The organism is Roseovarius sp., assembly GCF_040223625.1.
Lineage (GTDB): Bacteria > Pseudomonadota > Alphaproteobacteria > Rhodobacterales > Rhodobacteraceae > Roseovarius.
In genome coordinates this window covers 36,095-57,719 of record NZ_JAVKFX010000063.1, presented here as the reverse complement: position 1 = coordinate 57,719, position 21,625 = coordinate 36,095, and the positions used below count along the sequence as shown (strand labels likewise).

Here is a 21,625-nt window from a genome sequence, read left to right as displayed (position 1 = left end):
ACGCAGGGGTCCGGATTCAGCACTTGCCGCTGCAAAAGGGGGCACTTACGCTTCCGCGCAGGCGTGTGGCCCCCGGGCCGCGGCGCCGACGGGAGGAGAGGGACAGGAGGCTGCCGGTGCGGCAGTGGCGGGAGGCCGGCTTGCCGGCAAACCGGGCGCCTGTTCATCCCCGATTGAGAGGCCGGTCGATGTCGCCGCATCAGGCGGGTGGCCGGCAGAATGGAATGGGAGGAACCAGATGGCACTTTCGCAACTCGTCCGCAGGGCAACGCTTGCGGCGGCGGTCACGGTCGGGCTGGGCACGCTGCCCGCGGCGGCCGAGACGATCGAAATTCACAACACGATGAGCACCGGCGGGTCGGAGGAAGCCGCCCTGCAGAAGTTCCAGGAGTTGATCGGCGAGAAGCTGGGCGACGATTTCGAGGTGAACATCTACCTCAACAGCCAGCTTGGCAGCGAGGCCGAGGTGCTGGAGCTGCTCAATATCGGCCAGACGCAGATGGCGCTGACCGGGGGGGCGTTCATGGGCCAGTACGCACCCGAGTACAACGCCGTTTCGGTGCCCTTCGTGCTGCCCAACTGGGGCGCGGTCGAGCATTACATCATGGAGACGGAATCGGGAAAGAAGATGCAGGAGATCGCCCGCGAGAAGGGCAACCTCGTCTATCTCGGGCCGCAGAAGCGGGCCTTCCGGCACATGACCGCGAACAAGCCGATCAACACGCCCGACGACCTCGAGGGTCTGCCGATGCGGATGCCGAAGATCCCGGTCTGGATCGACGTCTGGGAAGAGCTGGGTATCCAGGCGGTGGTGATCCCGTCGTCGGATATCTACCTGGCCATGCGCACGGGGCAGGTCGAGGCGCATGAAAACAGCCTGGCCTCGCCCTATACCCGCCAGATGTGGGAGGTGCAGGATTACATCATCGAGACCTCGCACCTGTCGTTCCCGTGGCACTGGGTCGCCTCGGCGCAGTGGTGGGACGGTCTGACCGAGGAGCAGCGCACGGCGATTGCCGAGGCGGCCGAGGAGGCGCGCCAGCACGGCACGCAGGTCGAGAACGAGAAGGATGACTTCTATCGCGAGGCCCTGATGGAGAAGGGCATGGAGTTCATCGAGGTCGACCAGGCGCCGTTCCGCGAGAAGGCCGCGCCGGCCATCGAACGGGCGATGTCGGGCATGGCCGACACCGTGCAGCCCGATATCGAGGCCAGCATCGAGGCCGCGTCGGAATGAGTGACGCCGACGGGCGCCGGCGCCCGTCCCTCGTGACGCGGGGGGCGGGCATACTGGAGAGCGTCGCCATGGTGCTCATGGTGGCGCTGGTCCTGTCGATCTTCTACTCGGTCGTGGCGCGGGAGGTGTTCAAGCTTTCCGTGCCATGGGCCGAGGAGGTGGCGGCGGGGCTTCTGGCGTGGAGTGTCATGCTGGGGGCCGCGGCGGCCTGGGGCCAGCGGCGGCATATCGTGATCGACGTGCTGCTGCGGCGGATCGCGCTGGGCGCACGGGTGTGGATCTCGGTGGTGATCGAGTGCGGCGCGCTGCTGTTGTTCTACGTGATCGCGCGGGGCGCCTACCTGATGATGTTCGCCAGCGCCAACAACACCACGACCGCGCTGGGCATCTCCTTCACCTGGCTTTACCTCGCGCTGTTGATCGGGACGGTGGCGATGATCCTGTTCAGCCTGGCCTACCTTGTCAGCCTGATCCGCAACGGTAAGGCCGTGATCGGCCAAACGGAAACGAAGAGCGAATGGACTACCTCCTGATATTTCTCGGTGTGATGATCTTCCTGTTCGCCGTGGGCGTTCCGGTTGCGATCTCCATCGGGCTGACATGCCTCGTGGTGCTGGTCGTGCAGGGCGGGATCGAGAAGATCCCCGAAGAGCTGTTCGCGATGCAGATGCTGAGCGGGATGAACAATTTCCCGATCATCGCGGTGCCGTTCTTCATATTGGCCGCGTCGCTGATGAATACCGGGTCGAGCAATGCGCGGCTGTTCAATTTCGCGACCGCGCTGGTGGGGCCGATCCGGGGCGGGCTGGGGCATGTGAACGTGCTGGCCAGCGTGATCTTTGCCGGGATGTCGGCCACGGCGGTGGCGGACGTGGCCGGGATCGGGCAGCTCGAGTTGAAGGCGATGAAGGAGCGGGGCTATCCGCAGCGCTTCTCGGTAGGGATCACCGGGGCGGCGTCGATCATCAGCCCGGTCATTCCGCCCTCGGTGGCGCTGGTGGTCTATGGGTGGCTCTCGGGCACGTCGATCGCGGCGCTGTTCATGGCGGGTGTGATCCCCGGCATCATCCTTGCGGTGGGCATGTCGCTGACGGTTCTGCTGACCTCGTTCTGGCTGGACCTGCCGGGCACGCAGCGGGTGCCGGGGGCGGAGCTCTTCCGCCTGTTCCTGAAGGCGGTGCCGCCGCTGCTGACGCCCTTCATCATCATCGGCGGCATCTGGAGCGGGATCTTCACGCCGACCGAGGCGGGGGCGGTGGCCTGCATGTATGCCTTCCTGCTGGGCGCGGTGATCTATCGCGACGTGACGCTGGCGGAGTTCGTCGAGGCGCTCAGGCGGACGGTGCGGTTCACCTCGGTGATCCTGTTCATCATCGCCATTGCCACCTTCTATGGCTGGCTGCTGGTGCGGGTGCGGATCCCGCAGGAGCTGGCGATGGCGCTGCTGGACCTGAACCTTGGCGAGACGCAGGCGATCCTGCTGATCCTGCTGTTCTTCCTGGTGATCGGCTGTTTCATGAGCGTGGTGGAGGCGGTGCTGATCTTCACGCCGATCTTCATGCTGACGGTGCAGTCGCTGGGGATCGACCCGGTGTGGTTCGGGGTGCTGATGGTGATGACCCTGTCGGTGGGGGTGATCACGCCGCCCTTTGGCAACGTGCTGTTCGTGCTGACGGAATTGACGGGGATGCCGTTCGAGAAGGTGGTGGTGGCGATCCTGCCGTTCCTGGTGCCGATCCTGCTGACGCTGCTATTGCTGGTGTTCGTGCCGTCGCTGGTGACGTTTTTGCCGGACGTGATGCACTAGGGCAGACCCGAGAACAGGAGAGGACAATGAGCGTACATTCCGGGAGCGGGAAACTGACGGCCATGTCGCTGGCGGGCCGGCGGGGGGAGACGCCGCTGGTGGGGCTGACGGCCTATACCGCGCCGATTGCGGCGGTGATGGACGAGGTGGTGGATTTCATCCTCGTGGGCGACTCGCTGGCGATGACGATCTATGGCGAGAGCTCGACCGTGGGGGTCGATCTGGACACGATGATCCGGCACGGGCGGGCGGTGGTGAAGGCCACCAGCCATGCCTGCGTGGTGGTGGATTTGCCGTTCGGATCGTATGAGGCGTCGCCCGAGCAGGCGTTCGCCTCGGCGAGCCGGGTGCTGATGGAAACCGGCTGTGACGCGGTGAAGCTGGAGGGCGGGGTGGAGATGGCCCCGACGGTGGCGTTCCTGGTCAAGCGGGGCGTGCCGGTGATGGCGCATATTGGCCTCACGCCGCAGGCGATCAACACCCTGGGCGGGTTCCGGACGCAGGGCAAGGACGAGGCCGCCGTCGAGATGCTGGTGGCCGATGGCCGCGCGATGGAGGAGGCGGGCGCGTTCTCGATCGTGATCGAGGGGGTGATGGAGAGCGCCGCGAAGGCGGTGATCGCGGCGACCAGCGTCACCACCATCGGCATCGGGGCGTCGGCCGAGTGCGACGGGCAGATCCTCGTGGTGGATGACGTGATCGGCCTCTTCGCGGCGTTCAAGCCCAAGTTCGTGAAGCGCTATGCCTCGATCCTCGGGGATATCGAGGGGGCGATTGCGGAGTTTGCCGAGGAGGTTCGGAGGCGGGAGTTTCCGAGCGAGGAGTTCTTGTTCGGAGCGGGGAAATGACCATGGATATCACGATCACCGAAGTGGCCCCGCGGGACGGGTTGCAGAATGAAAAACACGCCGTCAGCACCGAGCAGAAGATCGAGCTGATCGGGCGGATCGCGAAGGCCGGGATGAAACGGTTCGAGGTGACCTCCTTCGTGTCGCCGCGGGCGGTGCCGGCGATGGCGGATGCCGAGGAGGTGGTAAAGGGGGTGCCCGGCCGGGAGGGCCTGATCATCGAGGCGCTGGTGCCGAACCAGCGCGGGGCCGAGCGGGCGGCGGCGCTGGGCTTGGATGAATGGGTGTGTTTCGCCTCGGCCAGCGAGAGCCATTCGCAGGCCAATTCCAATAGCTCGACCGAGGAGGCGCTGGCGCGCTTGCAGCCGGTGATCGAGCTGGCCCGGCAGGAGGGCGTGGTGCCGGTGGGGGCGATTGCCACCAGTTTCGGCTGCCCGTTCGAGGGGGATGTGCCGGTGGCGCGCGTGGTCGAGGTGGCCAAGCGCATGGCGGATATGGGTGTCGAGACGATCAAGCTGGGCGACACGATCGGGACGGCGTGGCCGGCCCGGGTGCGCGAGCTGGTCAGGGCGATGCGGGAGGCGTTGCCGGAGACGGAGCTGGTGCTGCACCTGCACAACACGCGGGACATGTCGCTGGCCAACGTGCTGACCGGGATGGCCGAGGGGGTGGACCGGTATGAAAGCGCTTTGGGCGGTGTCGGCGGCTGTCCGTTCGCGCCGGGGGCGACGGGGAACGTGGCGACCGAGGATTTGGTGCATTTCCTGCATCTGGAGGGGCACGGGACGGGACTGGACCTGGGCCGGCTGATCGAGGCGGGGCACTGGTTCGAGACGGTGCTGGAGCGCAAGCTGCCGGCGCATCTGCTGCGGGCCAAGCCGGTGGGCGAGACGGTCGAGCTGGCCAGTACGCGGCGCGCGACGGGCTGAGGGCCCGGAGACGGAGAAGGAGTTGGCATGAGCCTTCGAGGCATCCAGGTGATCGACCTGACCCGGATTATTTCCGGACCGTTCTGCACGCAGTTGCTGGCGGATTTCGGGGCGGACGTGATCAAGATCGAGACGCCCTCGGGCGATCCGCTGCGCCTTCAGGGGAAGGGGCGGGACGGGCTGAGCTGGTATTTCGCCAGCTACAACCGGAACAAGCGGTCGGTGGCGCTGGATCTGCGGAGCGAGGCGGGGCTGGAGGTGCTGCGCGAGATGATCCGGGGCGCGGATGTGCTGGTGGAGAATTACCGCGCCGGGGTGTTGGCGAAGATGGGGCTGAGTGACGAGGCGCTGGAGGAGCTGAACCCGAAGCTGGTGGTGTGCCATATCAGCGGGTTCGGGGCGGACGGGCCTTATGCGCAACGACCGTCGTTTGACTTCATCGCGCAGGCGATGAGCGGGTTCATGGCCGTAAACGGCAACCGCGAGGACGACCCGCAGCGCAGCGGGGTGCCGATTTCGGACCTGGTGGCAGGGCTTTACGCGGCGCTGGGCGTCTCGGCGACGCTGGCGGGGGCGCGAGAGGAGCGGAGGTTCCGGAGTGTCGATGTGGGGCTGACCGACAGCCTGATCAGCCTTTTGAGCTACATGGCGAGCGATACGCTGGCCGCGGGCAAGCCGCCGGAGCGGAGCGGGAACGATCACCCGCTGGTGGCACCCTACGGGTTGTTCCAGACGGCGGATACGCCGATCGCGATCGCGCCGAGCAACGACATGATCTTTGCGCGTCTTCTCAAGGTGTTGGGGCGGGAGGAATTGCTGACCGATCCGCGGTTCGACACGAATGACAAGCGGATGGCGGACCGGTCTGCGATCCGGGCCGAGATCGAGCCGATTTTCCTGACCGACAGCTGTGCCAACTGGATCGACCGGCTGAACGAGGGCGGGGTGCCCGCCGGGCCGGTGATGTCGGTGCCCGACGTGTTCGAGGACCCGCAGGTGCAGCATCGCGAGATGGTGGTCGAGGTGCCCCATGGGGAGCATGGGAATGTGCGGATGCTGGGGTTTCCGGTGAAGGTCAGCCCCGAGGGCTGCGAGATGCGGCATCCGGCGCCGGAGCTGGGCGAGCATGGCACTGCCGTGCTGCGGGCGCTGGGCTATTCGGCGGAGCGGATTGCCGAGCTGCGGGCGAGCGGTGTGCTGGCCGGCGGGGGCGAGACGGCCAGCGGGGCGTGAGGCCCGTCAGCCGGGGTGTGAGACCGGCGGGGTCGGTGGTGGCCGATCCCGTCGGTATCAGGGGGCGTAAGCCTCAGGCCGCGTGGGCCGGCTTGGTGAAGGCCGGGGCCGAGCGGCGGAAGACCGCGCGGAACAGGTCGCGGATATAGGCGGCGCGGTATTCGCGGGCGGCTTCGAGCAGGTCGTGGGTGTCTTTGTCGTACATTTCAGTGCCTCTTGGGGGGTATTGCGTCTTGCCCCATGCATATAGAAATTCTGCACCGCAGCATAACCCCGCAATGCGGCAATGCCGCATTGCAAGGATTGCAATTCACCCTTTGTTAAGAATGGTTAATGAATTGCCTTTTCGATGGCGGATTCGAGCTTGTCGGTCAGCTCGTCGAGCTGGGCGTCGGAGATGATGAAGGGCGGGGCTAGCATCACGTGGTCGCCATGCTTGCCGTCGATCGTGCCGGACATGGGGTAGCAGACCAGCCCCTCGGCGAAGGCGGCCTTCTTGATCTTGGCGGAGATGCCGAGGGAAGGGTCGAACGGGTCCTTGGTTTCGCGGTCGGCGACGATCTCGATGCCGTGGAACAGGCCGCGGCCGCGCAGGTCGCCGATATGGGGGTGCTGGCCGAAGCGGTCGGCGAGGCGGTGCATGAGCTTTTCGCCCTGGGCGCGGACGCGCGGCAGGAGGCCACGGTCGAGAATGGCGGAGACCACGGCGAGGCCGGCGGCGCAGGCTGTGGGGTGGCCGTTATAGGTGTGGCCGTGCTGGAAGAAGCCGGTGCCGTCTTCGATGGTCTTGTAGATTTTCGCGCTGCAGAGCATGGCGCCGATGGGCTGGTAGCCGGCGCCGAGCCCCTTGGCGATGCAGGTGATATCGGGGGCGATGCCATCCTGTTCGCAGGCGAAGAGCGTGCCGGTGCGGCCCATGCCGCACATCACCTCGTCGAGGATCAGGAGGATGTCGTACTGATCGCAGATTTCGCGGATGCGCTTGAAATAGCCGGGCGCGGGGGTGAGCGTGCCGGCGGTGGCGCCGACGACGGGCTCGGCCATGAAGGCCATGACGTTTTCCGGGCCAACGCGGAGGAGTTCGTCTTCGAGGGCCTGTGCGGCGCGCTGGCCGTAGGCTTCGAGGCTCTCGCCCTCATGGCGGAGGCGGTACTCGTAGCAGGGGTCGATATGGGTGACGTCGAGCAGGAGGGGGCCGAATTGCGCCCGGCGCCATTCGTTGCCGCCGGCGGAGAGGGCGCCGATGGTGTTGCCGTGGTAGCTTTGCTTGCGGGAGATCAGGCGGCTGCGCTGGGGCTGGCCTTTTTCCACCCAGTATTGGCGGGCGAGCTTGATCGCGGCCTCGGTCGCCTCGGAGCCGCCGGTGACATAGTAGACGCGGTCAAGATCGCCGGGGGCGTTGGCGATGAGCAGGTCGGCCAGTTGCTCGGCCGGCTCTGACGTGAAGAAGCCGGTATGGGCGAAGGCGATCTGGTCGAGCTGGGCCTTCACCGCGGCGATGATCCCTGCGTCGTTGTGGCCGAGGCAGGAGACCGCGGCGCCGCCCGACGCGTCAAGATATCGTTTACCGGCGGCGTCGATCAGGTAGCAGCCTTCGCCGCCCGTGGCGACCGGGGCGTTGAGGCGGGTGTGGCGCGGGAAGACGTGAGACATTCGGCAGGCTCCTGCAGGGGATCGGGCGGTTCGTCGGCAGTATTGCGCGGCGGGCGGGAGAGTCCAAGAGGGTGGCTGATTGGCCCAGTGTCGTTGCATATGGTTGCAGAATTTCCTTACGCACCGAACGGTGTGGTCAAATTGGCCGGCCGGGGCGGACGGTTAAGCCCCTTTCCATACAAAGCTTCCCTTGTCGGAACCACGGCTTCGGCGCTAAACTCGACCTGACGAGACAGGGAGGGTTTCGGAAATTATGCAGGATTTCGGGGAGGCATTTGCGCTGGCGTTCGGCCTTGTGCTGTCACCGACCGGCGATCTGCTGGAGATCGTCGGGCTGTCGCTGCGCGTCAGCCTGACGGCGACGGCGGTGGCCTGCCTGCTGGGCCTTCCGCTGGGCGCGCTGCTGGCGGTGACGCGGTTCCCGGGGCGGGGCGCGGTGCTGGTGGCGATCAACGCGCTGATGGGGCTGCCGCCGGTGGTGGTGGGCCTGCTGGTCTATCTCAACCTGTCGCGGGCGGGGCCGCTGGGGTTTCTGGGCCTGCTTTACACGCCCACGGCGATGATCATCGCGCAGACCATCCTGATCACGCCCATCGTGGCGGCGCTGTCGCGGCAGATCCTCGAAGATTTGAATGCCGAGTATGCCGAGCAGTTCCGGTCGCTGTGCCTGAGCCGGTGGCAGAGCGTGCAGGCGCTGTTGTGGGACGGGCGTTATGCGCTGCTGACGGTGGGGCTGGCAGGCTTTGGCCGGGCCGTGGCCGAGGTGGGCGCGGTGATGATCGTGGGCGGCAATATCGACCACCTGACACGGGTGATGACCACGGCGATCGCGCTTGAGACCTCGAAGGGGGAACTGGCGCTGGCGCTGGCGCTGGGGATCATCCTGATGGCGATTGCGCTGGGGGTGAATGCCTTGGTGCAGTCGCTGCGGATGTCGGCGGAAAGGCGGAATGTTTATGCGTGACCTTGTTTTTCCCGATGTGGTGCCGCGGACGGAGACGGACCTGATGCCGCTGGAGCTTGAGGGGGTGCGGCTTTGCCTTGATGGCAAGGCGGTGCTGGATGGTGTGGACCTGCGGTTGAATGGCACGGGATGCACGGTGATCATGGGGCCGAACGGGGCGGGCAAGAGCCAGCTTCTGAAGCTGATCCACGGGCTGAAGCGGCCGGATGCGGGGCGGATTTCGTGGAACGGTCGGGCGGCCGCGGCGGTGACGGCACGGCAGGCGCTGGTGTTTCAGAAGCCGGTGCTGTTGCGGCGGTCGGTGGCGGCGAACGTGGAGTTCGTGCTGAAGGCGCGGGGGCGGGACCGTGGCTTGCGGGACGGGTTGCTGGAGCATGTGGGCCTGCTGGACAAGGCGCGGCAGCCGGCGCGGCAATTGTCGGGCGGCGAGGCGCAAAGGCTGATGCTGGGCCGGGCGCTGGCGACGGAGCCGGAGGTGCTGCTGCTGGACGAGCCGACCGCGAGCCTTGATCCGGCCTCGGTGCTGGCGATCGAGCGGATCATTTTGCGCGCGCGGGAGCGGGGGGTGAAGGTGATCCTCGTGACCCATGACACCGGCCAGGCGCGGCGGATGGCCGACGAGGTGGTGTTCCTGCATCGCGGGCGCATCCTCGAGCATGTGCCGGCGGACGAGTTCTTCCCGGAGCCTGCGACCAGAGAGGCACGGGATTACCTGAACGGCAGGATTGTCGTTTAACATCGACCAGAGGAGTTTCCATGAAAATCAGAACGCTGATGGCCGCCGCCCTCGTGGCGCTGGCCCCTGTTTCCGCTGTCGCCGACGAGGCGATCATCGTGCAGTCGACCACGTCGACCGCCAATTCGGGGCTGTATGACTACCTGCTGCCGATCTTCACCGACAAGACCGGGATCACGGTCAACGTGGTGGCCGTGGGCACCGGGCAGGCGATCAAGAACGCGGCGAATTGCGATGGTGACGTGCTGCTGGTGCATGCCAAGCCGGCGGAGGAGAAATTCGTGGCGGAGGGCGGCGGGACCGCGCGGACCGACCTGATGTACAACGATTTCGTCATCGTGGGCCCGGCGGAGGACCCGGCGGGGGTTGCGGGGATGAGCGATGTGGAGGCGGCGCTGACCAAGATCGCCGAGAGCGAGGCGTTGTTTGCCTCAAGGGGCGACGATTCCGGGACGCACAAGAAGGAGAAGGCGCTGTGGGAGGCCGCGGGTGTGGCGCCGGGCGACGGGTCGGGCGAATGGTATCGCGAGACGGGTTCGGGCATGGGCGCGACGCTCAATGCCGGGATCGGCATGGGCGCGTATGTCATGACCGACCGGGCGACGTGGATCAGCTTTGCGAACAAGCAGGAATACGGGATCGTCGTGGAAGGGGATGATGATCTCTTCAACCAGTACGGCGTCATTCCTATCAGTCCGGAGGCGTGTCCCTCGGTAAATGTCGAGGCCGCTCAGACCTTTGCGGACTGGCTGGTGTCGGCCGAAGGGCAGGCGGCGATCGGCGCCTACGAGGTGGACGGGCAGCAACTGTTCTTCCCCAACGCGCCCGAACAGGGTAGCTAACGGGGGCCGGGGCGCTGGTTTCGTGGGCCTCGGGACAACTGAGGCGGCGAGATGAGCGACCCGGAATTCCTGACTGTGCCCGAGCTGGCCGCGTTGTTGCGGATCAAGGAGCGCAAGGTCTATGACCTTGCCGCTTCGGGCGAGGTGCCCTGTACGCGGGCGACGGGGAAGCTGTTGTTTCCCGAGCGCGGGATCCGGGCGTGGCTGGACGATCATTCGGACGGAGGGCTGGCGAAACCGCCGCGCCCCGCCGTGCTTTTGGGCAGTCACGATCCGTTGCTGGACTGGGCCGTGCGGGAGTCGCGCTGTGGCTTGGCGAGTTATTTCGACGGGTCGAGCGATGGTCTGACCCGGTTCCTGGCACGGGAAGGCGTGGCCGCAGGGCTGCACCTGCTGGATGAAGAAGGGCGGGAGTGGAATATCCCGACGGTGGCGCGGAGTTGCGGCGGGCGGAATGCCGTGCTGGTGAGATTTGCCAAGCGGGCCAGGGGGTTGGTGCTTGGCCGCGAGGTGTCGGGCGTGGCGGAGATGGCGGACCTGAAGGGCCGCCGGGTGGTGCCGCGGCAGCCGGATTCGGGGAGTGACGTGCTGTTTGCGCAGCTGGCGGCGAAGGCGGGGTTGCGGTCGGAGGACATGGAGCTGGCCGAGGTGGCGCGGACCGAGACCGAGGCGGTGCAGGCGGTGGCGCGGGGCGATGCGGAGGCGACGCTGGGGCTGGAGACGCTGGCGAAGGATTTCGGATTGCCGTTCGTGCCGCTGATCGAGGAAAGATTCGATTTGCTGGTGCATCGGCGGGCGTGGTTCGACACGCCGTTGCAGCGGCTGATGACGTTTTGCCAGTCGGAGGCGATGGCGGCGCGGGCCGAGCATATGGGGGGCTACGACCTGACCGGTCTGGGCACGGTGCGCTGGAACGCGTGATTCGAAGGTTAACGGCTTTGTTTTGCTGGGGTCTGGACGTCGGTATAACGTCGGTATTCTGTCGGTATCGCGTCGGTGTCGGGGGCGGTATCGCCAAGGGTTGATGTGGCGTTCCGGGCGCAACAGGCGAGATGTTGTGTGGGGCGCAACGGGAGAGGAGCCGCGCATCGCCGTGCCGTCGGGACGGCCCACCTCTCGGCGATTGCAAGCAATCGCCTGCCGGCCAGCGGTCGATGCGCGGCGGCCTTCGGCCTCGATTCCGCGCAGAGTCTTTGCCTCACCCTTCCCAGACCGCCACTTTCCTGTCGATCGTCTTGCGGGAGACGCCCAGCCGGCGGGCGGCCTCGGCGCGGTTGCCGCCGCAGAGGTCGAGGATGCGCAGGATATGGCGTTGCACCACGTCGTCGAGGTTTTCCATGGCGCGGGCGCCGGTGACGCGGCTGTCGCCGTCGAATTCGGGGGGGAATTCTCCGAGGATGACGGAGCGTTCGATCAGGTTCTTCAACTCGCGCACGTTGCCGGGCCAGTCGTAGCGGCGCATTTTCAGGAGCGTTTCGGCCGAGAGTTCCAGCGCGGGCAGGCCGAGGGTGGTGGAGAACTGCTCGATGAAGAGGGCGGCGAGTTCGGTGATGTCCTCTGACCGGTCCTTCAAGGGGGGCATGTGGATGCGGACCACGTTCATGCGGTGGTAGAGGTCGGCGCGGAAGCGGCCCTGTTCGACCGCTTCCTCGAGATTGGCATTGGTGGCGAAGAGCAGGCGGAGGTTGAGGGGGAATTCCCGCTCGGCCCCGATGGGGCGGACGCGCTGATCGTCGAGGGCGCGGAGGAGGGCGGCCTGGGCCTGTTCCGGCATCTGGGCGATCTCGTCGAGGAAGAGCGTGCCGCCATCTGCCAGCAGGAAGAGGCCCGGCTTGAGGTCGTCGCTTGGGCCGTTGATGCCGAAGAGCTCCTCGGCGATGTGGTCGGGGGCGATGGCGGCGCAGTTGATGGTGACGAAGGGGCGCGACGCGCGGTCGGAGAGTTGGTGCAGGTGGCGGGCGGCCAGTTCCTTGCCCGTGCCGCTGGCGCCGGTGAAGAGGACGGGCGTGGGCAGGGGGGCGAGTTTCTTGAGCATGGCGCGGACCTCGGACATCACGTCGGAGGTGCCGAGGAGGCGGCCGGATTGCGGATCGCTGTTCAATTCGTGCCGGAGGAGCGTGTTGTCGCGGCGCAGGTACTTGCGGTCGAGGGTGCGGGCGACGGCGCTGACGATCTGGTTGGCGCGGAAGGGTTTGAGGACGAAATCGCTGACGCCCGCGCGGAGCGCGGCGATGGCGGTTTCGAGATCGGCATAGGCGGTGATCAGGATGGTGTCGGCGAGAAAGCCGAGGCGGCGCTGTTCGAGTACCCATTCCAGCCCCGTCTTGTTGGGCATGACATTGTCGAGGATCACGAGGTCGAAATGATGCTCGTCGAGCTTGGCGGAGGCCTCGTCGGCGGAGGCGGCCATCTCGATCCGCTTGACGCGGGGTTCCAGCGTTTTCAGGAGGAAGTTGCGCATGCCCGGCTCGTCGTCGATCACCAGGATCGAGGCGCCGGCAAGGTCGCTGCCGTAATCCTCGGGGGTTATGCGGTGGCGCGCCTCAGTCAAGGCGGACACTGTCGCCCGAGGTGCGTTGCCAGGTGGTGTAGTCGATTTCCTCGAGGGCGAAATATGCGCCCACGCCGATCACGGCAATCGCCGCGAAGCCAATCAACATCGCTTTCATTTCTCGCCCTCCTTGCTGGCGGTCTTGAGCCACGCGATCAGGTCGGCGCGGTCCGAGGGGCCGGCGATCACCTGCATCGGCATCTTCGAGCCGGGGATATAGTGATCGGGGCCTTGGTCGAACAGCGCGTCGATGGTGGTCTCGTTCCAGATGATATCAGATTCCGACAGGGTTTCGGAATAGGGATAGCCCGGCACGGTGCCGGCGGGGCGGCCGAAGACGTTGTGGAGCGTCGGGCCGGCCTTGCGCGAGGGGCCGGGGGTGACGGCGTGGCAGATCGAGCATTTGCGCATGAACTGGCGTTCGCCGTTGGGCATGGTGTCGGCGTCGCGCAGGAAACTGCGTTCGCCGGTGATGCCGGGGTCGAATTCGTCGAGGAGGGCGGTGGGCCAGCCATAGGCGACATCGTCGAGCCCGCCGGCCCAGATGGTGGTGCCGTCGGGGGAGAAAGCGAGCGCCCAGACCGGGCCTTGGCGGGTGGCGCGGAAGTCGCGGGCGATGCGCCATTGGGCGGTGTCGAGGACCATGATGTAGCCGTGGCCGTCGCCCACGGCGAGTTGCTGGGTTTCGGCGTGGTAGGCCATCGACAGGATCGGGCGGCGCTCGAGGGTGAAATCGGCGATCTCGGCGCCCTGGGCGTCGAGGATGCGGGTGCCGCCGTCGACGGCGCCGTAGGCGACCCATTCGGGGGTGGCGATGATCTCGTTGACGCCGAAGCCGTGGCGGGCGACCTGTATGGGCGGCGCGTCGGTCTCGAGGTCGTAACGCAGGAGCAGGCCGTCGGTGGTGCCGGCATAGAGGGTGGTGGGCGTGTCGAAGGCCACGGCGTTGACGCCGGCGGGGGCGTCGAGGGTGCGGGCCTCGCCGCCGTCGAGGGGCCAGAGGCCGATGGTGCCGTCCCACGAGGCGGAGGCGACGGTGCTGCCCGAGATGTCGAGGCCGGTGACCTTGCCCTTGTGGGTGCCGAGGATGCGGGGCGCGTCGGACCAGAGGCGGACGGTGAAGTCGTCGCCGCCGGAGACGAGGGCGCCCGCGCCGAAGGTGACGGCGTTGACGGCGGCGTCGTGGCCTTCGAGCCACTGGGGCGAGCGCCCCGTCCAGAGGCCCACGGAATTGTCGAAGCTGGCGGTGGCGACGCGGCCATCGGGGGCCGTGGCGAGCCCCATGACGGGGCCGCCATGGCCTTTGAGCGTGGTGAAGTCCTGCGCCTCGGCCGGCGAGAGCGTCGCCAGCAGGGCCGCGACGGCGAGAAGGCGCATCACTCGGCCGGGGCCGCGGCTTGTTTCGAGGTGGTCTCGTTCTTCTCCTTCAGCTCCTCGTACCAGATCGAGTGGTGCTGTTCGGCCCAGTTCTCGTCCACCTCGCCGGAGCCCATGGCGTCGAACGCGCCCTCCATCCCGAGGGAGCCGATGTAGATATGGGCGAGGATGATGGCCATCAGCACGAAGGAGACGATGGCGTGCCAGGCTTGCGCCAGTTGCATCTCCTCCTGCGGGGCCAGCGCCGTGGGCAGGGGATCGTAGCCCACGAGGCCGGGCAGGCCGAGGTCGTTGATGATGGTGAAGGTCTTGGCGAAGAGCTGCAGCTCGAACGGGAAGAGCAGCGAGAGGCCGGAAACGGCGATGGAGCTGCCGAGGAGGATGACGGACCAGAAGATGATCTTTTGCCCGGCGTTGAACTTCTTCGCGGGCGGGTGGGATTTGCCGATGATGCCGCCGGCCTGCCGGAACCAGGTCAGGTCGGTCCGGCTGGGCAGGTTGTGCCAGACCCAGAGGACGAAGATGAGGACGAGGCCCAGCATGAAGGCCCAGGCCACGTTGTTGTGGATGAACTTGGAATAGGTCAGCAGCGTGGCGTTGAATTCCTTGCCGAGGTAGGGGGCGATGAACTTGCGGCCCATGAGGGTGAAGAGGCCGGTGAAGGCCAGCAGGATGAAGGAACCGGCGAGCAGCCAGTGGGAGAAGCGCTCGAAGGCGGCGAAGCGGGTGACGGTCTGGCCGGTCTTGCCGCCGTCGATGCGGATGCGGCCGCGCAGGAGGAAGAAGACGGCGAGGAAGGCCAGCGTGCCGAGGAGGAGCCAGCCGCCGTATTTGAGCAGCGGGCCCTCGCGGAAGGTCCACCAGCGCATGCCGCCGTCCTGGACCAGTACCTTGGCCACGTCGCCGCCGGCCGAGACCTTCACGTCGGTCTCGTTGTAGCGCAGGGCGCGCCAGAGGTCGGGGTCGGAGGCGCCGCCGAGGGTGCCGAGCTGTTCGGCCATGGCGGCCGCGCTGTCGGGGTCGCCGGTGTTGTCGGCGCGGTAGCTGTCGTCGACCTCCTCGCCGCGCTGGCGGGCGAGGATGTCTTCGAGCGTGGTCGCGCCGCCGGTGGCGGAGCGGTCGGGCTGTGCGGTTTCGGCCTCTTGCGCCGTGGCGGCGGTGCCAAGGGGCAGGGCCAGCATCAGGATCAGCAGGACATGGACAAGGTAACGCATCCGTCTCTCCAAACTCGTGAGGAACGTTTCGGTGTTTGTTGTGCCCCGGTGGGGCGCATCACCGATCCGCGAGGGGGCGGATGGGTCATGCGTCCTGTGTCGTCGGGTGTGCGCGGAAGGTCCGCCCGGCCCGCGGTGAAGCGGGCCGGGCGGGGTGTTCGGTCAGCCGCCCTTCTGGTCGTAGGCGGTGCCCCAGCCCCAGGCGCCGGTGCCGAAGCCGCGGGCGACGACGCGCTCGCGGTAGATCGCCGAGACGACATCGCCGTCACCGGCCAGCAGCGCCTTGGTCGAGCACATTTCGGCGCAGATGGGCAGTTTGCCCTCGGCGATCCGGTTGCGGCCGTACTTGGAGAACTCCGCGTTGGAATTGTTGTCCTCCGGTCCGCCGGCGCAGAAGGTGCATTTGTCCATCTTGCCGCGGGACCCGAAATTGCCCGCCTGCGGGTATTGCGGCGCGCCGAAGGGGCACGCGTAGAAGCAATAGCCGCAGCCGATGCAGAGGTCCTTGGAGTGGAGCACCACGCCTTCCTCGTTCTGGTAGAAGCAATCCACCGGGCAGACGGCCATGCAGGGCGCGTCCGAACAGTGCATGCAGGCCACCGAGATCGAGCGTTCACCCGGTTTGCCGTCCTGGATCGTCACCACCCTGCGGCGGTTGATCCCCCACGGCACCTCGTGCTCGTTCTTGCAGGCCGTGACGCAGGCGTTGCATTCGATGCAGCGCTCGGCGTCGCAGAGAAACTTCGCTCTAGCCATTCTCTTTCCTCCTTACGCTGGCATGATCTTGCAGAGAGTCGCCTTCGTCTCCTGCATCTGGGTGACACTGTCATACCCGTAGGTCTGGGCAGTGTTGGTGGATTCCCCGAGGACATACGGATCGGCGCCGTCGGGATACTTGGACCGCAGGTCTTCGCCCTGGAAGTGGCCGCCGAAGTGGAAGGGCATGAAGGCCACGCCTTCGCCCACCCGTTCGGTGACCATCGCCATGACCCGGACCTTGCCGCCCTCGGGCCCTTCGACCCAGACCTGAGCGCCGTCCCGCACGCCGATATTGTTGGCGTCGCGCGGGTGGATTTCGACGAACATGTCCTGTTGCAGCTCGGCGAGCCAGGGGTTGGAGCGCGTCTCGTCGCCCCCGCCCTCGTACTCGACCAGCCGGCCGGAGGTCAGGATGATGGGATAATCCTTGGAAAAGTCCTGCTTCTGGATCGAGGCGTACATCGTCGGCAGACGATAGAACTTGCGATCCTCGTAGGTCGGATAATCCTCCACCAGGTCCCGGCGGTTGGTGTAGAGCGGCTCGCGGTGGACCGGCACCGGGTCGGGGAAGGTCCAGACCACGGTGCGGGCCTTGGCGTTGCCGAAGGGCGCGCAGCCGTGCTCGATGGCGACCCGCTGGATGCCGCCCGAGAGGTCGGTCTTCCAGTTGATCGACGCGGTCTTGTCGTTGAAGTCGGAGGGGAAGGGCGACATCGCCTGTTCTCCGACCTCCTCGTCCGCGCCCTGCGTGCCTTCGCCGGAGGTCAGGCCCTGGGCCGAGTCGGTGTCGCCATCGTCGCTTTCGCCGACGGCACCGTCGAGCTCGAGCCCCACGACACCGGCCATGGTGCGGCGTTCCTCGTCGGTGAGGTCACCGTCCCATCCGAGGTCGACCAGCATCTGCATGGTAAACTCGGGGTAGCCGTCCTGGATTTCCGAGCCGGGCGTGAATACCCCCTCGGCCAGCAGGTTGTCGCCCTCGTGTTCCACGCCGAAGCGGGCGCGGAAGGTGAGGCCGCCCTCGGCCACCGGTTTCGACATGTCGTAGAGGTTGGGCGTGCCGGGATGGTTCATCTCGGGCGTGCCCCATGACGGCCAGGGCAGCCCGTAATAGTCGCCGTCGGCCGGACCGCCGATCGCCTGGAGCGTGGTCCTGTCGAAGGTGTGCTGGTTCTCCATGTGCTTTTTCAGCCGTTCCGGGCTCTGGCCGGTATAGCCGATCGTCCACATGCCGCGGTTGATCTCGCGGAGCGTGTCCTCGACATTGGGCGTCACGCCGTCATCCTCGATCGCGATGTTGCGGAAGATGCGGTCGTGGAAGCCGAACTTCTTGGCGAAAAGGCCGATGATCTCCTGATCCGGTTTCGACTCGAAGAGCGGATCGACCACCTTCTGGCGCCACTGGAGCGAGCGGTTCGACGCGGTGACCGAGCCGTAGGTCTCGAACTGGGTGGCCGCCGGCAGGAGGTAGACCCCGTCGGTGCGGTCGTGGAGAACGGCGGAGACGGTGGGATACGGGTCGATCACGACCAGCATGTCCAGCTTCTCCATCGCCTTCTTCATCTCGACCATGCGGGTCTGGGAGTTCGGGGCATGGCCCCAGAGCACCATCGCCCGCACGTTGTTGGGCTGATCCATGTTGTCGGCGTCTTCAAGAATACCGTCGATCCAGCGCGACACGGGGATGCCCGTCTCGTTCATCAGGTTCTTGTCCTTGCCGTCGGAGCCTTTCATCGAGGCGAATTGGCCGCTGAGCCAGTCGAAATCCTCGCCCCAGACGCGCGACCAGTGCTGCCACGCGCCCTTGGAGAGGCCGTAATAGCCCGGCAGGGTGTGCGAGAGCACGCCGAGGTCGGTGGCGCCCTGCACGTTGTCGTGGCCGCGGAAGATGTTGGTGCCGCCGCCCGACACGCCCATGTTCCCCAGCGCGAGCTGGAGGATGCAATAGGCGCGGGTGTTGTTGTTGCCGTTGGTGTGCTGGGTGCCGCCCATGCACCAGATCACGGTGCCGGGGCGGTTGTTGGCCATGGTCCGGGCGACGCGCTTGAGCTGTGAGCCCGGCGTGCCGGTGACGCGCTCGACCTCTTCCGGGGTCCAGTTGGCGACTTCCTCGCGGATCTGGTCCATGCCCCAGACACGGGTGCGGATGAACTCCTTGTCCTCCCAGCCGTTGTCGAAGATGTGCCACAGGATGCCCCAGATCAGCGCCACGTCGGTGCCGGGCCGGAAGCGGACATATTCATCGGCATGGGCCGCGGTGCGCGTGAAGCGCGGGTCGCAGACGATGAGCGGCGCGTTGTTCTGTTCCTTGGCCCGCAGGACATGGAGCAGCGAGACGGGGTGCGCCTCGGCCGGGTTGCCGCCGATGATGAAGATGGCCTTGGAATTGTGGATGTCGTTGTAGGAGTTGGTCATGGCGCCGTAGCCCCATGTATTCGCAACCCCCGCCACGGTGGTGGAGTGGCAGATCCGGGCCTGGTGGTCGACGTTGTTGGTGCCCCAGTAGCCCGCGAACTTGCGGAAGAGATAGGCCTGTTCGTTGCTGTGCTTGGCCGAGCCGAGCCAGTAGACGCTGTCGGGGCCGCTTTCCTCGCGGATCGACATCATGCCGTCGCCGATCTCGTTGATCGCCTCTTCCCACGAAATGCGCTTCCACTCGCCGCCCTCTTTCTTCATCGGGTACTTGAGGCGGCGTTCGCCATGGGCGTGTTCACGCACCGAGGCGCCCTTGGCGCAGTGGGCGCCGAGGTTGAACGGGCTGTCCCAGCCGGGTTCCTGCCCGGTCCAGACGCCATCCTGCACTTCGGCGATGACGGTGCAGCCCACGGAACAGTGGGTGCAGACGGATTTCCTGAGGTCGACGGCGCCGGCCGCGGTGGAGGCGGCGTTGGCCTTCTGGACGGTTCCGCCGGTTGCGGCGACGGCGGCGAGGCCGCCGATGGCCAGACCCGAGCCGCGCAGGAAGGCGCGGCGGTCAACCGAGGTTTGCGCCACCTCGGACAGGATCGAAGTCCGCTGGGGGCGTCGCGCAACCCCGTTGGTCTTTTTCCTAAGCATGTTTCTCTCTCCCTTGCTCGCCCGGGCATCCCCGCCCCGGCTTGCTTGGCACTTACGGTGACCTTGGACAGTCGGGCGTCACGCAACCAGTCGCCTTCGGTCGGTTAAGCAGGTCCGCGGGATGCGGGCCGGCGGTTGGTTTCAGAACTTCGCCGAGGCGAAGTAGGCGCGGGTATGCGCGGTGTCCTGCATCTTGTCGGATGACAGGTCGGGCTCGGCCGCTTCCGCGTCCGATGTGCCGGAGGCAACAGCGACCGCCGCGATGGGCGCCGTGGTGCCGGCCAGCTTGAGGAAATCGCGGCGCGTGGCGCCGTCTTCCTTCTTCATGAGAGCCTCCTCTCTCTGGGTTGGGGGCGGGATGTGCCGCCCTTTGTGTGCCCGGGCCCGGCCCGGGCGGTGAATGTCAGGTGCCGCTCATCCGGAAGCCTTCGGTCTCGATCTCCATGAAGAGGCGGCCGACGGTGCCGACGGGGGCGTAGAAGACGGAGTTCTTCGCCGCCTCGAGGTCGGTGAAGAAATGGCCGGCCCAGGGGGCAATCTGGCGGTTGAAGAAGTCGCGCTGGGTGGCGATGGGAGCCGGCGTGCCGAAGCGGCCGACGATCATGGCGCCCATCATCTCCATCAGGCTGGCGATGTTGTCCTCGGGCTCGAAGACGGTGTCGGCGCGGGCAAGCCCGAGGCGCGACATGTCCTGCCGGAGGAGGGCGAGGGGTTTCTCGTTCAGGAAGCCGGTGAGGTAGTAGGAGGCGTAGGGAAGAAGTTCGCCCCGGCCGAGGCCGATGAAGAGCTTGTTGAACTCGCTTTCCACGGTTTTCGGCTTGGTGACCTTGGCCATGCGCGCCAGCGTGGTGATGGCCTGCCCCAGCGGGCCGTCATCGCCGGAGAGGCCGGCGGTCTGCGACAGCAGCATCTCGTCGGGCGGGCCGGAGAGGAGGACGCCGAGGTAGTTGTAGAGGTCGGCGCGGAGGCGGTCTTCCTCGGCGATGGGGGGTGTGGCGGGGTTTGCGGTCATGCGGTTTCCTCGGTCTCGAACCGGAAGCGCATCCGCCGCGTGTTGGCGGCGGGGGCCGGTTCGGTGTCGTCGGTGTCTGTGAAGGTGTAGCTGTAGGGCTCGACCGGGTCTTCGGGGGCGACCTCTTCTTCGGTCTCTTCCTCGGCCTCGGCGAGCAGGGGCTCTTCCTCGGGCTCCGGTTCCGGGTCGGGCTCGGCGAACTTGTCGAACATGCCCTTGCCCACCTGGTAGACGGTTTGCATGTTCTCGATGACGCGGGTGGCGTCGGTGTAATCCTCGCCGTAATCGACCAGCCCGTCGAGATTGGCCAGCACCGGGTTCAGCCGCCAGAGGCGGCGCAGCGCGCGGGCCTTGAGGCGCTGGGGCAGGGCGGTTTTCAGGAAGTCCTGCACCTCCTCGGCGGTGGTGAGGGTTTCGGGCTCGGGCATCCCGGCCTCGGCCAGAAGCTCGGCATCGGGGCGCTCGGCCAGGGCCTGTTCCTGCGCCTGGCGTTCGGCCGCGTCGCGGGCGGCGATCTCGGCCTGTTCCTCGGCGGCGACGGCGGCCTTGCGGCGGGTCCAGAATCCGGTGGATGCGGTCATTGCACGCGCCTCCGCTTGAGGGCGGGGGAGGCGTAGACATCGCCCGGCTTGCCGATGCGCGGGTCGCCGATGCCGTCCTGCACCTCGTCGATGCGCTTGCGGTCGCGCTTGCGTTTGACGAAGACCTCGTCCTGGTGGTGTGCCTCGACGAAGTCACGGACCCAGGCGACGAGGCCGTGGGGCATGGGGATCTTGCCGACCAGCTCCTCTCCGCTGTCGGTGTAATCCTGGGCCTGGTAGGGGGAGGCGGTGATCAGCAGCACCTCGTAGGGGACGGGGCCGGGCGTGCCGGTTTCGCGCATGACGACGTAGACGCTGGGCACCTCGGCGGAGAGGCCGTGGAGGTAGGCCTCGGTCTCGGCGCCGTGGAGTTCGAGGAGGGGCGTGGCGGCGTGGTATTCCACGGCTTCGCCCTCGCGCCGCAGCTCGCGCCAGTCGGCGGGGCCGGCGCCCGGAAGGACGGCGACGGCCGTCCAGTGCCATTTGGCCCACCGGGTCACACCGGGGGCACGGCGCATGACCACCCCCACCGGCATCGATCGATAGGCGTTCGGATTGTAGATCACGTTATCCTCCCTGGTCTTCAGGATGGCCGAGCGGGGCTTTGACGCGAAAGGGTTTTTGCGCCGGGTGGCCTGCAAACTGCCCGATCAAGTCATTTTGACCGGGTTGCGGGGGGCAGGGGTGGCCAACTCGTCTTTTTGTCCAAATTGACCGTTTTGGTCGGGAATCGGGATCGGGCGGTTCGGGGCGTGACGGGGTGCGAATCACCTCGCCGGGCGGGCGGGGTGTGGCGAATCGCGCGGTCCGAAACCGGTTGTGAGC

22 protein-coding genes are annotated in these 21,625 nt (G+C 66.7%); 10 read left to right on the top strand and 12 right to left on the bottom strand.

Annotated features, from left to right (window positions below):
• The first annotated feature begins 238 nt into the window (after window positions 1-238).
• From RLN94_RS18015 to RLN94_RS17990, 6 genes are read left to right on the top strand one after another with little or no spacing between them, the layout of a single operon-like run.
• Window positions 239-1,237, top strand: coding sequence for a TRAP transporter substrate-binding protein (locus tag RLN94_RS18015; protein WP_350125224.1), 999 nt, complete (start codon window positions 239-241; stop codon window positions 1,235-1,237).
• Window positions 1,234-1,770: a TRAP transporter small permease gene (locus RLN94_RS18010; protein ID WP_350125221.1), complete on the top strand. Its 537-nt coding sequence runs from the start codon at window positions 1,234-1,236 to the stop codon at window positions 1,768-1,770. The genes RLN94_RS18015 and RLN94_RS18010 overlap by 4 nt, the downstream gene beginning before the upstream one ends.
• Complete coding sequence (locus tag RLN94_RS18005; RefSeq protein ID WP_350125218.1) at window positions 1,755-3,044, top strand: TRAP transporter large permease; 1,290 nt, start codon at window positions 1,755-1,757, stop codon at window positions 3,042-3,044. Before RLN94_RS18010 ends, RLN94_RS18005 begins: the two co-directional genes overlap by 16 nt.
• 26 nt (window positions 3,045-3,070) lie before the next feature.
• Window positions 3,071-3,892: a 3-methyl-2-oxobutanoate hydroxymethyltransferase gene (gene panB / locus RLN94_RS18000; protein ID WP_350125215.1), complete on the top strand. Its 822-nt coding sequence runs from the start codon at window positions 3,071-3,073 to the stop codon at window positions 3,890-3,892.
• A 2-nt stretch (window positions 3,893-3,894) separates the two neighbouring features.
• Window positions 3,895-4,821, top strand: a complete 927-nt coding sequence (locus RLN94_RS17995; RefSeq protein WP_350125212.1) for a hydroxymethylglutaryl-CoA lyase — start codon at window positions 3,895-3,897, stop codon at window positions 4,819-4,821.
• Between the two features lie 27 nt (window positions 4,822-4,848).
• The gene (locus RLN94_RS17990; protein ID WP_350125209.1) at window positions 4,849-6,054 is read left to right on the top strand and encodes a CaiB/BaiF CoA transferase family protein; all 1,206 of its coding nucleotides are present in this window, start codon (window positions 4,849-4,851) and stop codon (window positions 6,052-6,054) included.
• A gap of 73 nt (window positions 6,055-6,127) precedes the next feature.
• On the opposite strand, the gene RLN94_RS17985 is transcribed toward RLN94_RS17990, so the two are convergent.
• Both RLN94_RS17985 and RLN94_RS17980 read right to left on the bottom strand, forming a co-directional pair.
• Complete coding sequence (locus RLN94_RS17985) at window positions 6,128-6,259, bottom strand: RSP_7527 family protein (protein WP_350125206.1); 132 nt, start codon at window positions 6,257-6,259, stop codon at window positions 6,128-6,130.
• A 125-nt stretch (window positions 6,260-6,384) separates the two neighbouring features.
• Window positions 6,385-7,707 (bottom strand): aspartate aminotransferase family protein, encoded by a 1,323-nt coding sequence (locus tag RLN94_RS17980; protein WP_350125203.1) that lies wholly within the window; start codon window positions 7,705-7,707, stop codon window positions 6,385-6,387.
• A 253-nt stretch (window positions 7,708-7,960) separates the two neighbouring features.
• On the opposite strand from RLN94_RS17980, the gene RLN94_RS17975 reads away from it, so the two are divergent.
• Genes RLN94_RS17975 through RLN94_RS17960 form a run of 4 tightly spaced genes read left to right on the top strand, consistent with a single transcriptional unit; the run spans window position 7,961 to window position 11,170 of the window.
• Window positions 7,961-8,671: an ABC transporter permease gene (locus RLN94_RS17975; protein WP_350125200.1), complete on the top strand. Its 711-nt coding sequence runs from the start codon at window positions 7,961-7,963 to the stop codon at window positions 8,669-8,671.
• Window positions 8,664-9,407, top strand: a complete 744-nt coding sequence (locus RLN94_RS17970; RefSeq protein WP_350125197.1) for an ATP-binding cassette domain-containing protein — start codon at window positions 8,664-8,666, stop codon at window positions 9,405-9,407. Before RLN94_RS17975 ends, RLN94_RS17970 begins: the two co-directional genes overlap by 8 nt.
• 20 nt (window positions 9,408-9,427) lie before the next feature.
• Entirely contained in the window at window positions 9,428-10,249 is an 822-nt protein-coding gene (locus RLN94_RS17965) for an ABC transporter substrate-binding protein (protein ID WP_350125194.1), read from the top strand.
• Between the two features lie 51 nt (window positions 10,250-10,300).
• Window positions 10,301-11,170, top strand: a complete 870-nt coding sequence (locus tag RLN94_RS17960; protein ID WP_350125191.1) for a substrate-binding domain-containing protein — start codon at window positions 10,301-10,303, stop codon at window positions 11,168-11,170.
• A 277-nt stretch (window positions 11,171-11,447) separates the two neighbouring features.
• Here the strand turns inward: RLN94_RS17960 and RLN94_RS17955 are convergent, their stop codons facing one another.
• The 10 genes from RLN94_RS17955 to RLN94_RS17910 all read right to left on the bottom strand — a co-directional run bounded on the left by RLN94_RS17955 (window position 11,448) and on the right by RLN94_RS17910 (window position 21,336).
• Window positions 11,448-12,800: a sigma-54-dependent transcriptional regulator gene (locus RLN94_RS17955; protein WP_350169373.1), complete on the bottom strand. Its 1,353-nt coding sequence runs from the start codon at window positions 12,798-12,800 to the stop codon at window positions 11,448-11,450.
• Window positions 12,793-12,918 (bottom strand): hypothetical protein, encoded by a 126-nt coding sequence (locus RLN94_RS17950; RefSeq protein WP_350125187.1) that lies wholly within the window; start codon window positions 12,916-12,918, stop codon window positions 12,793-12,795. The genes RLN94_RS17955 and RLN94_RS17950 overlap by 8 nt, the downstream gene beginning before the upstream one ends.
• Window positions 12,915-14,177, bottom strand: a complete 1,263-nt coding sequence (locus tag RLN94_RS17945) for a c-type cytochrome (protein WP_350125184.1) — start codon at window positions 14,175-14,177, stop codon at window positions 12,915-12,917. Before RLN94_RS17945 ends, RLN94_RS17950 begins: the two co-directional genes overlap by 4 nt.
• The gene (locus RLN94_RS17940; RefSeq protein ID WP_350125181.1) at window positions 14,177-15,391 is read right to left on the bottom strand and encodes a formate dehydrogenase subunit gamma; all 1,215 of its coding nucleotides are present in this window, start codon (window positions 15,389-15,391) and stop codon (window positions 14,177-14,179) included. Before RLN94_RS17940 ends, RLN94_RS17945 begins: the two co-directional genes overlap by 1 nt.
• A 162-nt stretch (window positions 15,392-15,553) precedes the next feature.
• Window positions 15,554-16,147 carry a formate dehydrogenase FDH3 subunit beta gene (gene fdh3B / locus RLN94_RS17935; protein ID WP_350159018.1) on the bottom strand — a complete coding sequence of 198 codons (594 nt, stop codon included), beginning with the start codon at window positions 16,145-16,147 and terminating at the stop codon, window positions 15,554-15,556.
• A 12-nt stretch (window positions 16,148-16,159) separates the two neighbouring features.
• Window positions 16,160-19,207 (bottom strand): formate dehydrogenase subunit alpha, encoded by a 3,048-nt coding sequence (locus RLN94_RS17930; protein WP_350159017.1) that lies wholly within the window; start codon window positions 19,205-19,207, stop codon window positions 16,160-16,162.
• 141 nt (window positions 19,208-19,348) lie between these two features.
• Complete coding sequence (locus RLN94_RS17925) at window positions 19,349-19,534, bottom strand: twin-arginine translocation signal domain-containing protein (RefSeq protein ID WP_300893219.1); 186 nt, start codon at window positions 19,532-19,534, stop codon at window positions 19,349-19,351.
• A 76-nt stretch (window positions 19,535-19,610) separates the two neighbouring features.
• Window positions 19,611-20,219: a TorD/DmsD family molecular chaperone gene (locus tag RLN94_RS17920; protein ID WP_350127467.1), complete on the bottom strand. Its 609-nt coding sequence runs from the start codon at window positions 20,217-20,219 to the stop codon at window positions 19,611-19,613.
• On the bottom strand, window positions 20,216-20,800 hold the full coding sequence (locus RLN94_RS17915) for a DUF3306 domain-containing protein (protein ID WP_350127464.1): 585 nt from the start codon (window positions 20,798-20,800) through the stop codon (window positions 20,216-20,218). The genes RLN94_RS17920 and RLN94_RS17915 overlap by 4 nt, the downstream gene beginning before the upstream one ends.
• Window positions 20,797-21,336 (bottom strand): DUF3305 domain-containing protein, encoded by a 540-nt coding sequence (locus RLN94_RS17910; RefSeq protein ID WP_350127477.1) that lies wholly within the window; start codon window positions 21,334-21,336, stop codon window positions 20,797-20,799. The genes RLN94_RS17915 and RLN94_RS17910 overlap by 4 nt, the downstream gene beginning before the upstream one ends.
• Window positions 21,337-21,625 lie beyond the last annotated feature (289 nt).

Excerpts from the sequence above, each read along its gene's own strand:
- panB (WP_350125215.1), top strand. The coding sequence starts at position 3,071 with ATGAGCGTACATTCCGGGAGCGGGAAACTGACGGCCATGTCGCTGGCG.
- fdh3B (WP_350159018.1), bottom strand. The coding sequence starts at position 16,147 with ATGGCTAGAGCGAAGTTTCTCTGCGACGCCGAGCGCTGCATCGAATGC.
- RLN94_RS17950 (WP_350125187.1), bottom strand. The coding sequence starts at position 12,918 with ATGAAAGCGATGTTGATTGGCTTCGCGGCGATTGCCGTGATCGGCGTG.
- RLN94_RS17945 (WP_350125184.1), bottom strand. The coding sequence starts at position 14,177 with ATGCGCCTTCTCGCCGTCGCGGCCCTGCTGGCGACGCTCTCGCCGGCC.
- RLN94_RS17920 (WP_350127467.1), bottom strand. The coding sequence starts at position 20,219 with ATGACCGCAAACCCCGCCACACCCCCCATCGCCGAGGAAGACCGCCTC.
- RLN94_RS17980 (WP_350125203.1), bottom strand. The coding sequence starts at position 7,707 with ATGTCTCACGTCTTCCCGCGCCACACCCGCCTCAACGCCCCGGTCGCC.
- RLN94_RS17985 (WP_350125206.1), bottom strand. The coding sequence starts at position 6,259 with ATGTACGACAAAGACACCCACGACCTGCTCGAAGCCGCCCGCGAATAC.
- RLN94_RS17990 (WP_350125209.1), top strand. The coding sequence starts at position 4,849 with ATGAGCCTTCGAGGCATCCAGGTGATCGACCTGACCCGGATTATTTCC.
- RLN94_RS17940 (WP_350125181.1), bottom strand. The coding sequence starts at position 15,391 with ATGCGTTACCTTGTCCATGTCCTGCTGATCCTGATGCTGGCCCTGCCC.
- RLN94_RS18010 (WP_350125221.1), top strand. The coding sequence starts at position 1,234 with ATGAGTGACGCCGACGGGCGCCGGCGCCCGTCCCTCGTGACGCGGGGG.
- RLN94_RS17925 (WP_300893219.1), bottom strand. The coding sequence starts at position 19,534 with ATGAAGAAGGAAGACGGCGCCACGCGCCGCGATTTCCTCAAGCTGGCC.
- RLN94_RS17970 (WP_350125197.1), top strand. The coding sequence starts at position 8,664 with ATGCGTGACCTTGTTTTTCCCGATGTGGTGCCGCGGACGGAGACGGAC.
- RLN94_RS17915 (WP_350127464.1), bottom strand. The coding sequence starts at position 20,800 with ATGACCGCATCCACCGGATTCTGGACCCGCCGCAAGGCCGCCGTCGCC.
- RLN94_RS17965 (WP_350125194.1), top strand. The coding sequence starts at position 9,428 with ATGAAAATCAGAACGCTGATGGCCGCCGCCCTCGTGGCGCTGGCCCCT.
- RLN94_RS17975 (WP_350125200.1), top strand. The coding sequence starts at position 7,961 with ATGCAGGATTTCGGGGAGGCATTTGCGCTGGCGTTCGGCCTTGTGCTG.
- RLN94_RS17930 (WP_350159017.1), bottom strand. The coding sequence starts at position 19,207 with ATGCTTAGGAAAAAGACCAACGGGGTTGCGCGACGCCCCCAGCGGACT.
- RLN94_RS18005 (WP_350125218.1), top strand. The coding sequence starts at position 1,755 with ATGGACTACCTCCTGATATTTCTCGGTGTGATGATCTTCCTGTTCGCC.
- RLN94_RS17910 (WP_350127477.1), bottom strand. The coding sequence starts at position 21,336 with ATGCCGGTGGGGGTGGTCATGCGCCGTGCCCCCGGTGTGACCCGGTGG.
- RLN94_RS18015 (WP_350125224.1), top strand. The coding sequence starts at position 239 with ATGGCACTTTCGCAACTCGTCCGCAGGGCAACGCTTGCGGCGGCGGTC.
- RLN94_RS17960 (WP_350125191.1), top strand. The coding sequence starts at position 10,301 with ATGAGCGACCCGGAATTCCTGACTGTGCCCGAGCTGGCCGCGTTGTTG.
- RLN94_RS17995 (WP_350125212.1), top strand. The coding sequence starts at position 3,895 with ATGGATATCACGATCACCGAAGTGGCCCCGCGGGACGGGTTGCAGAAT.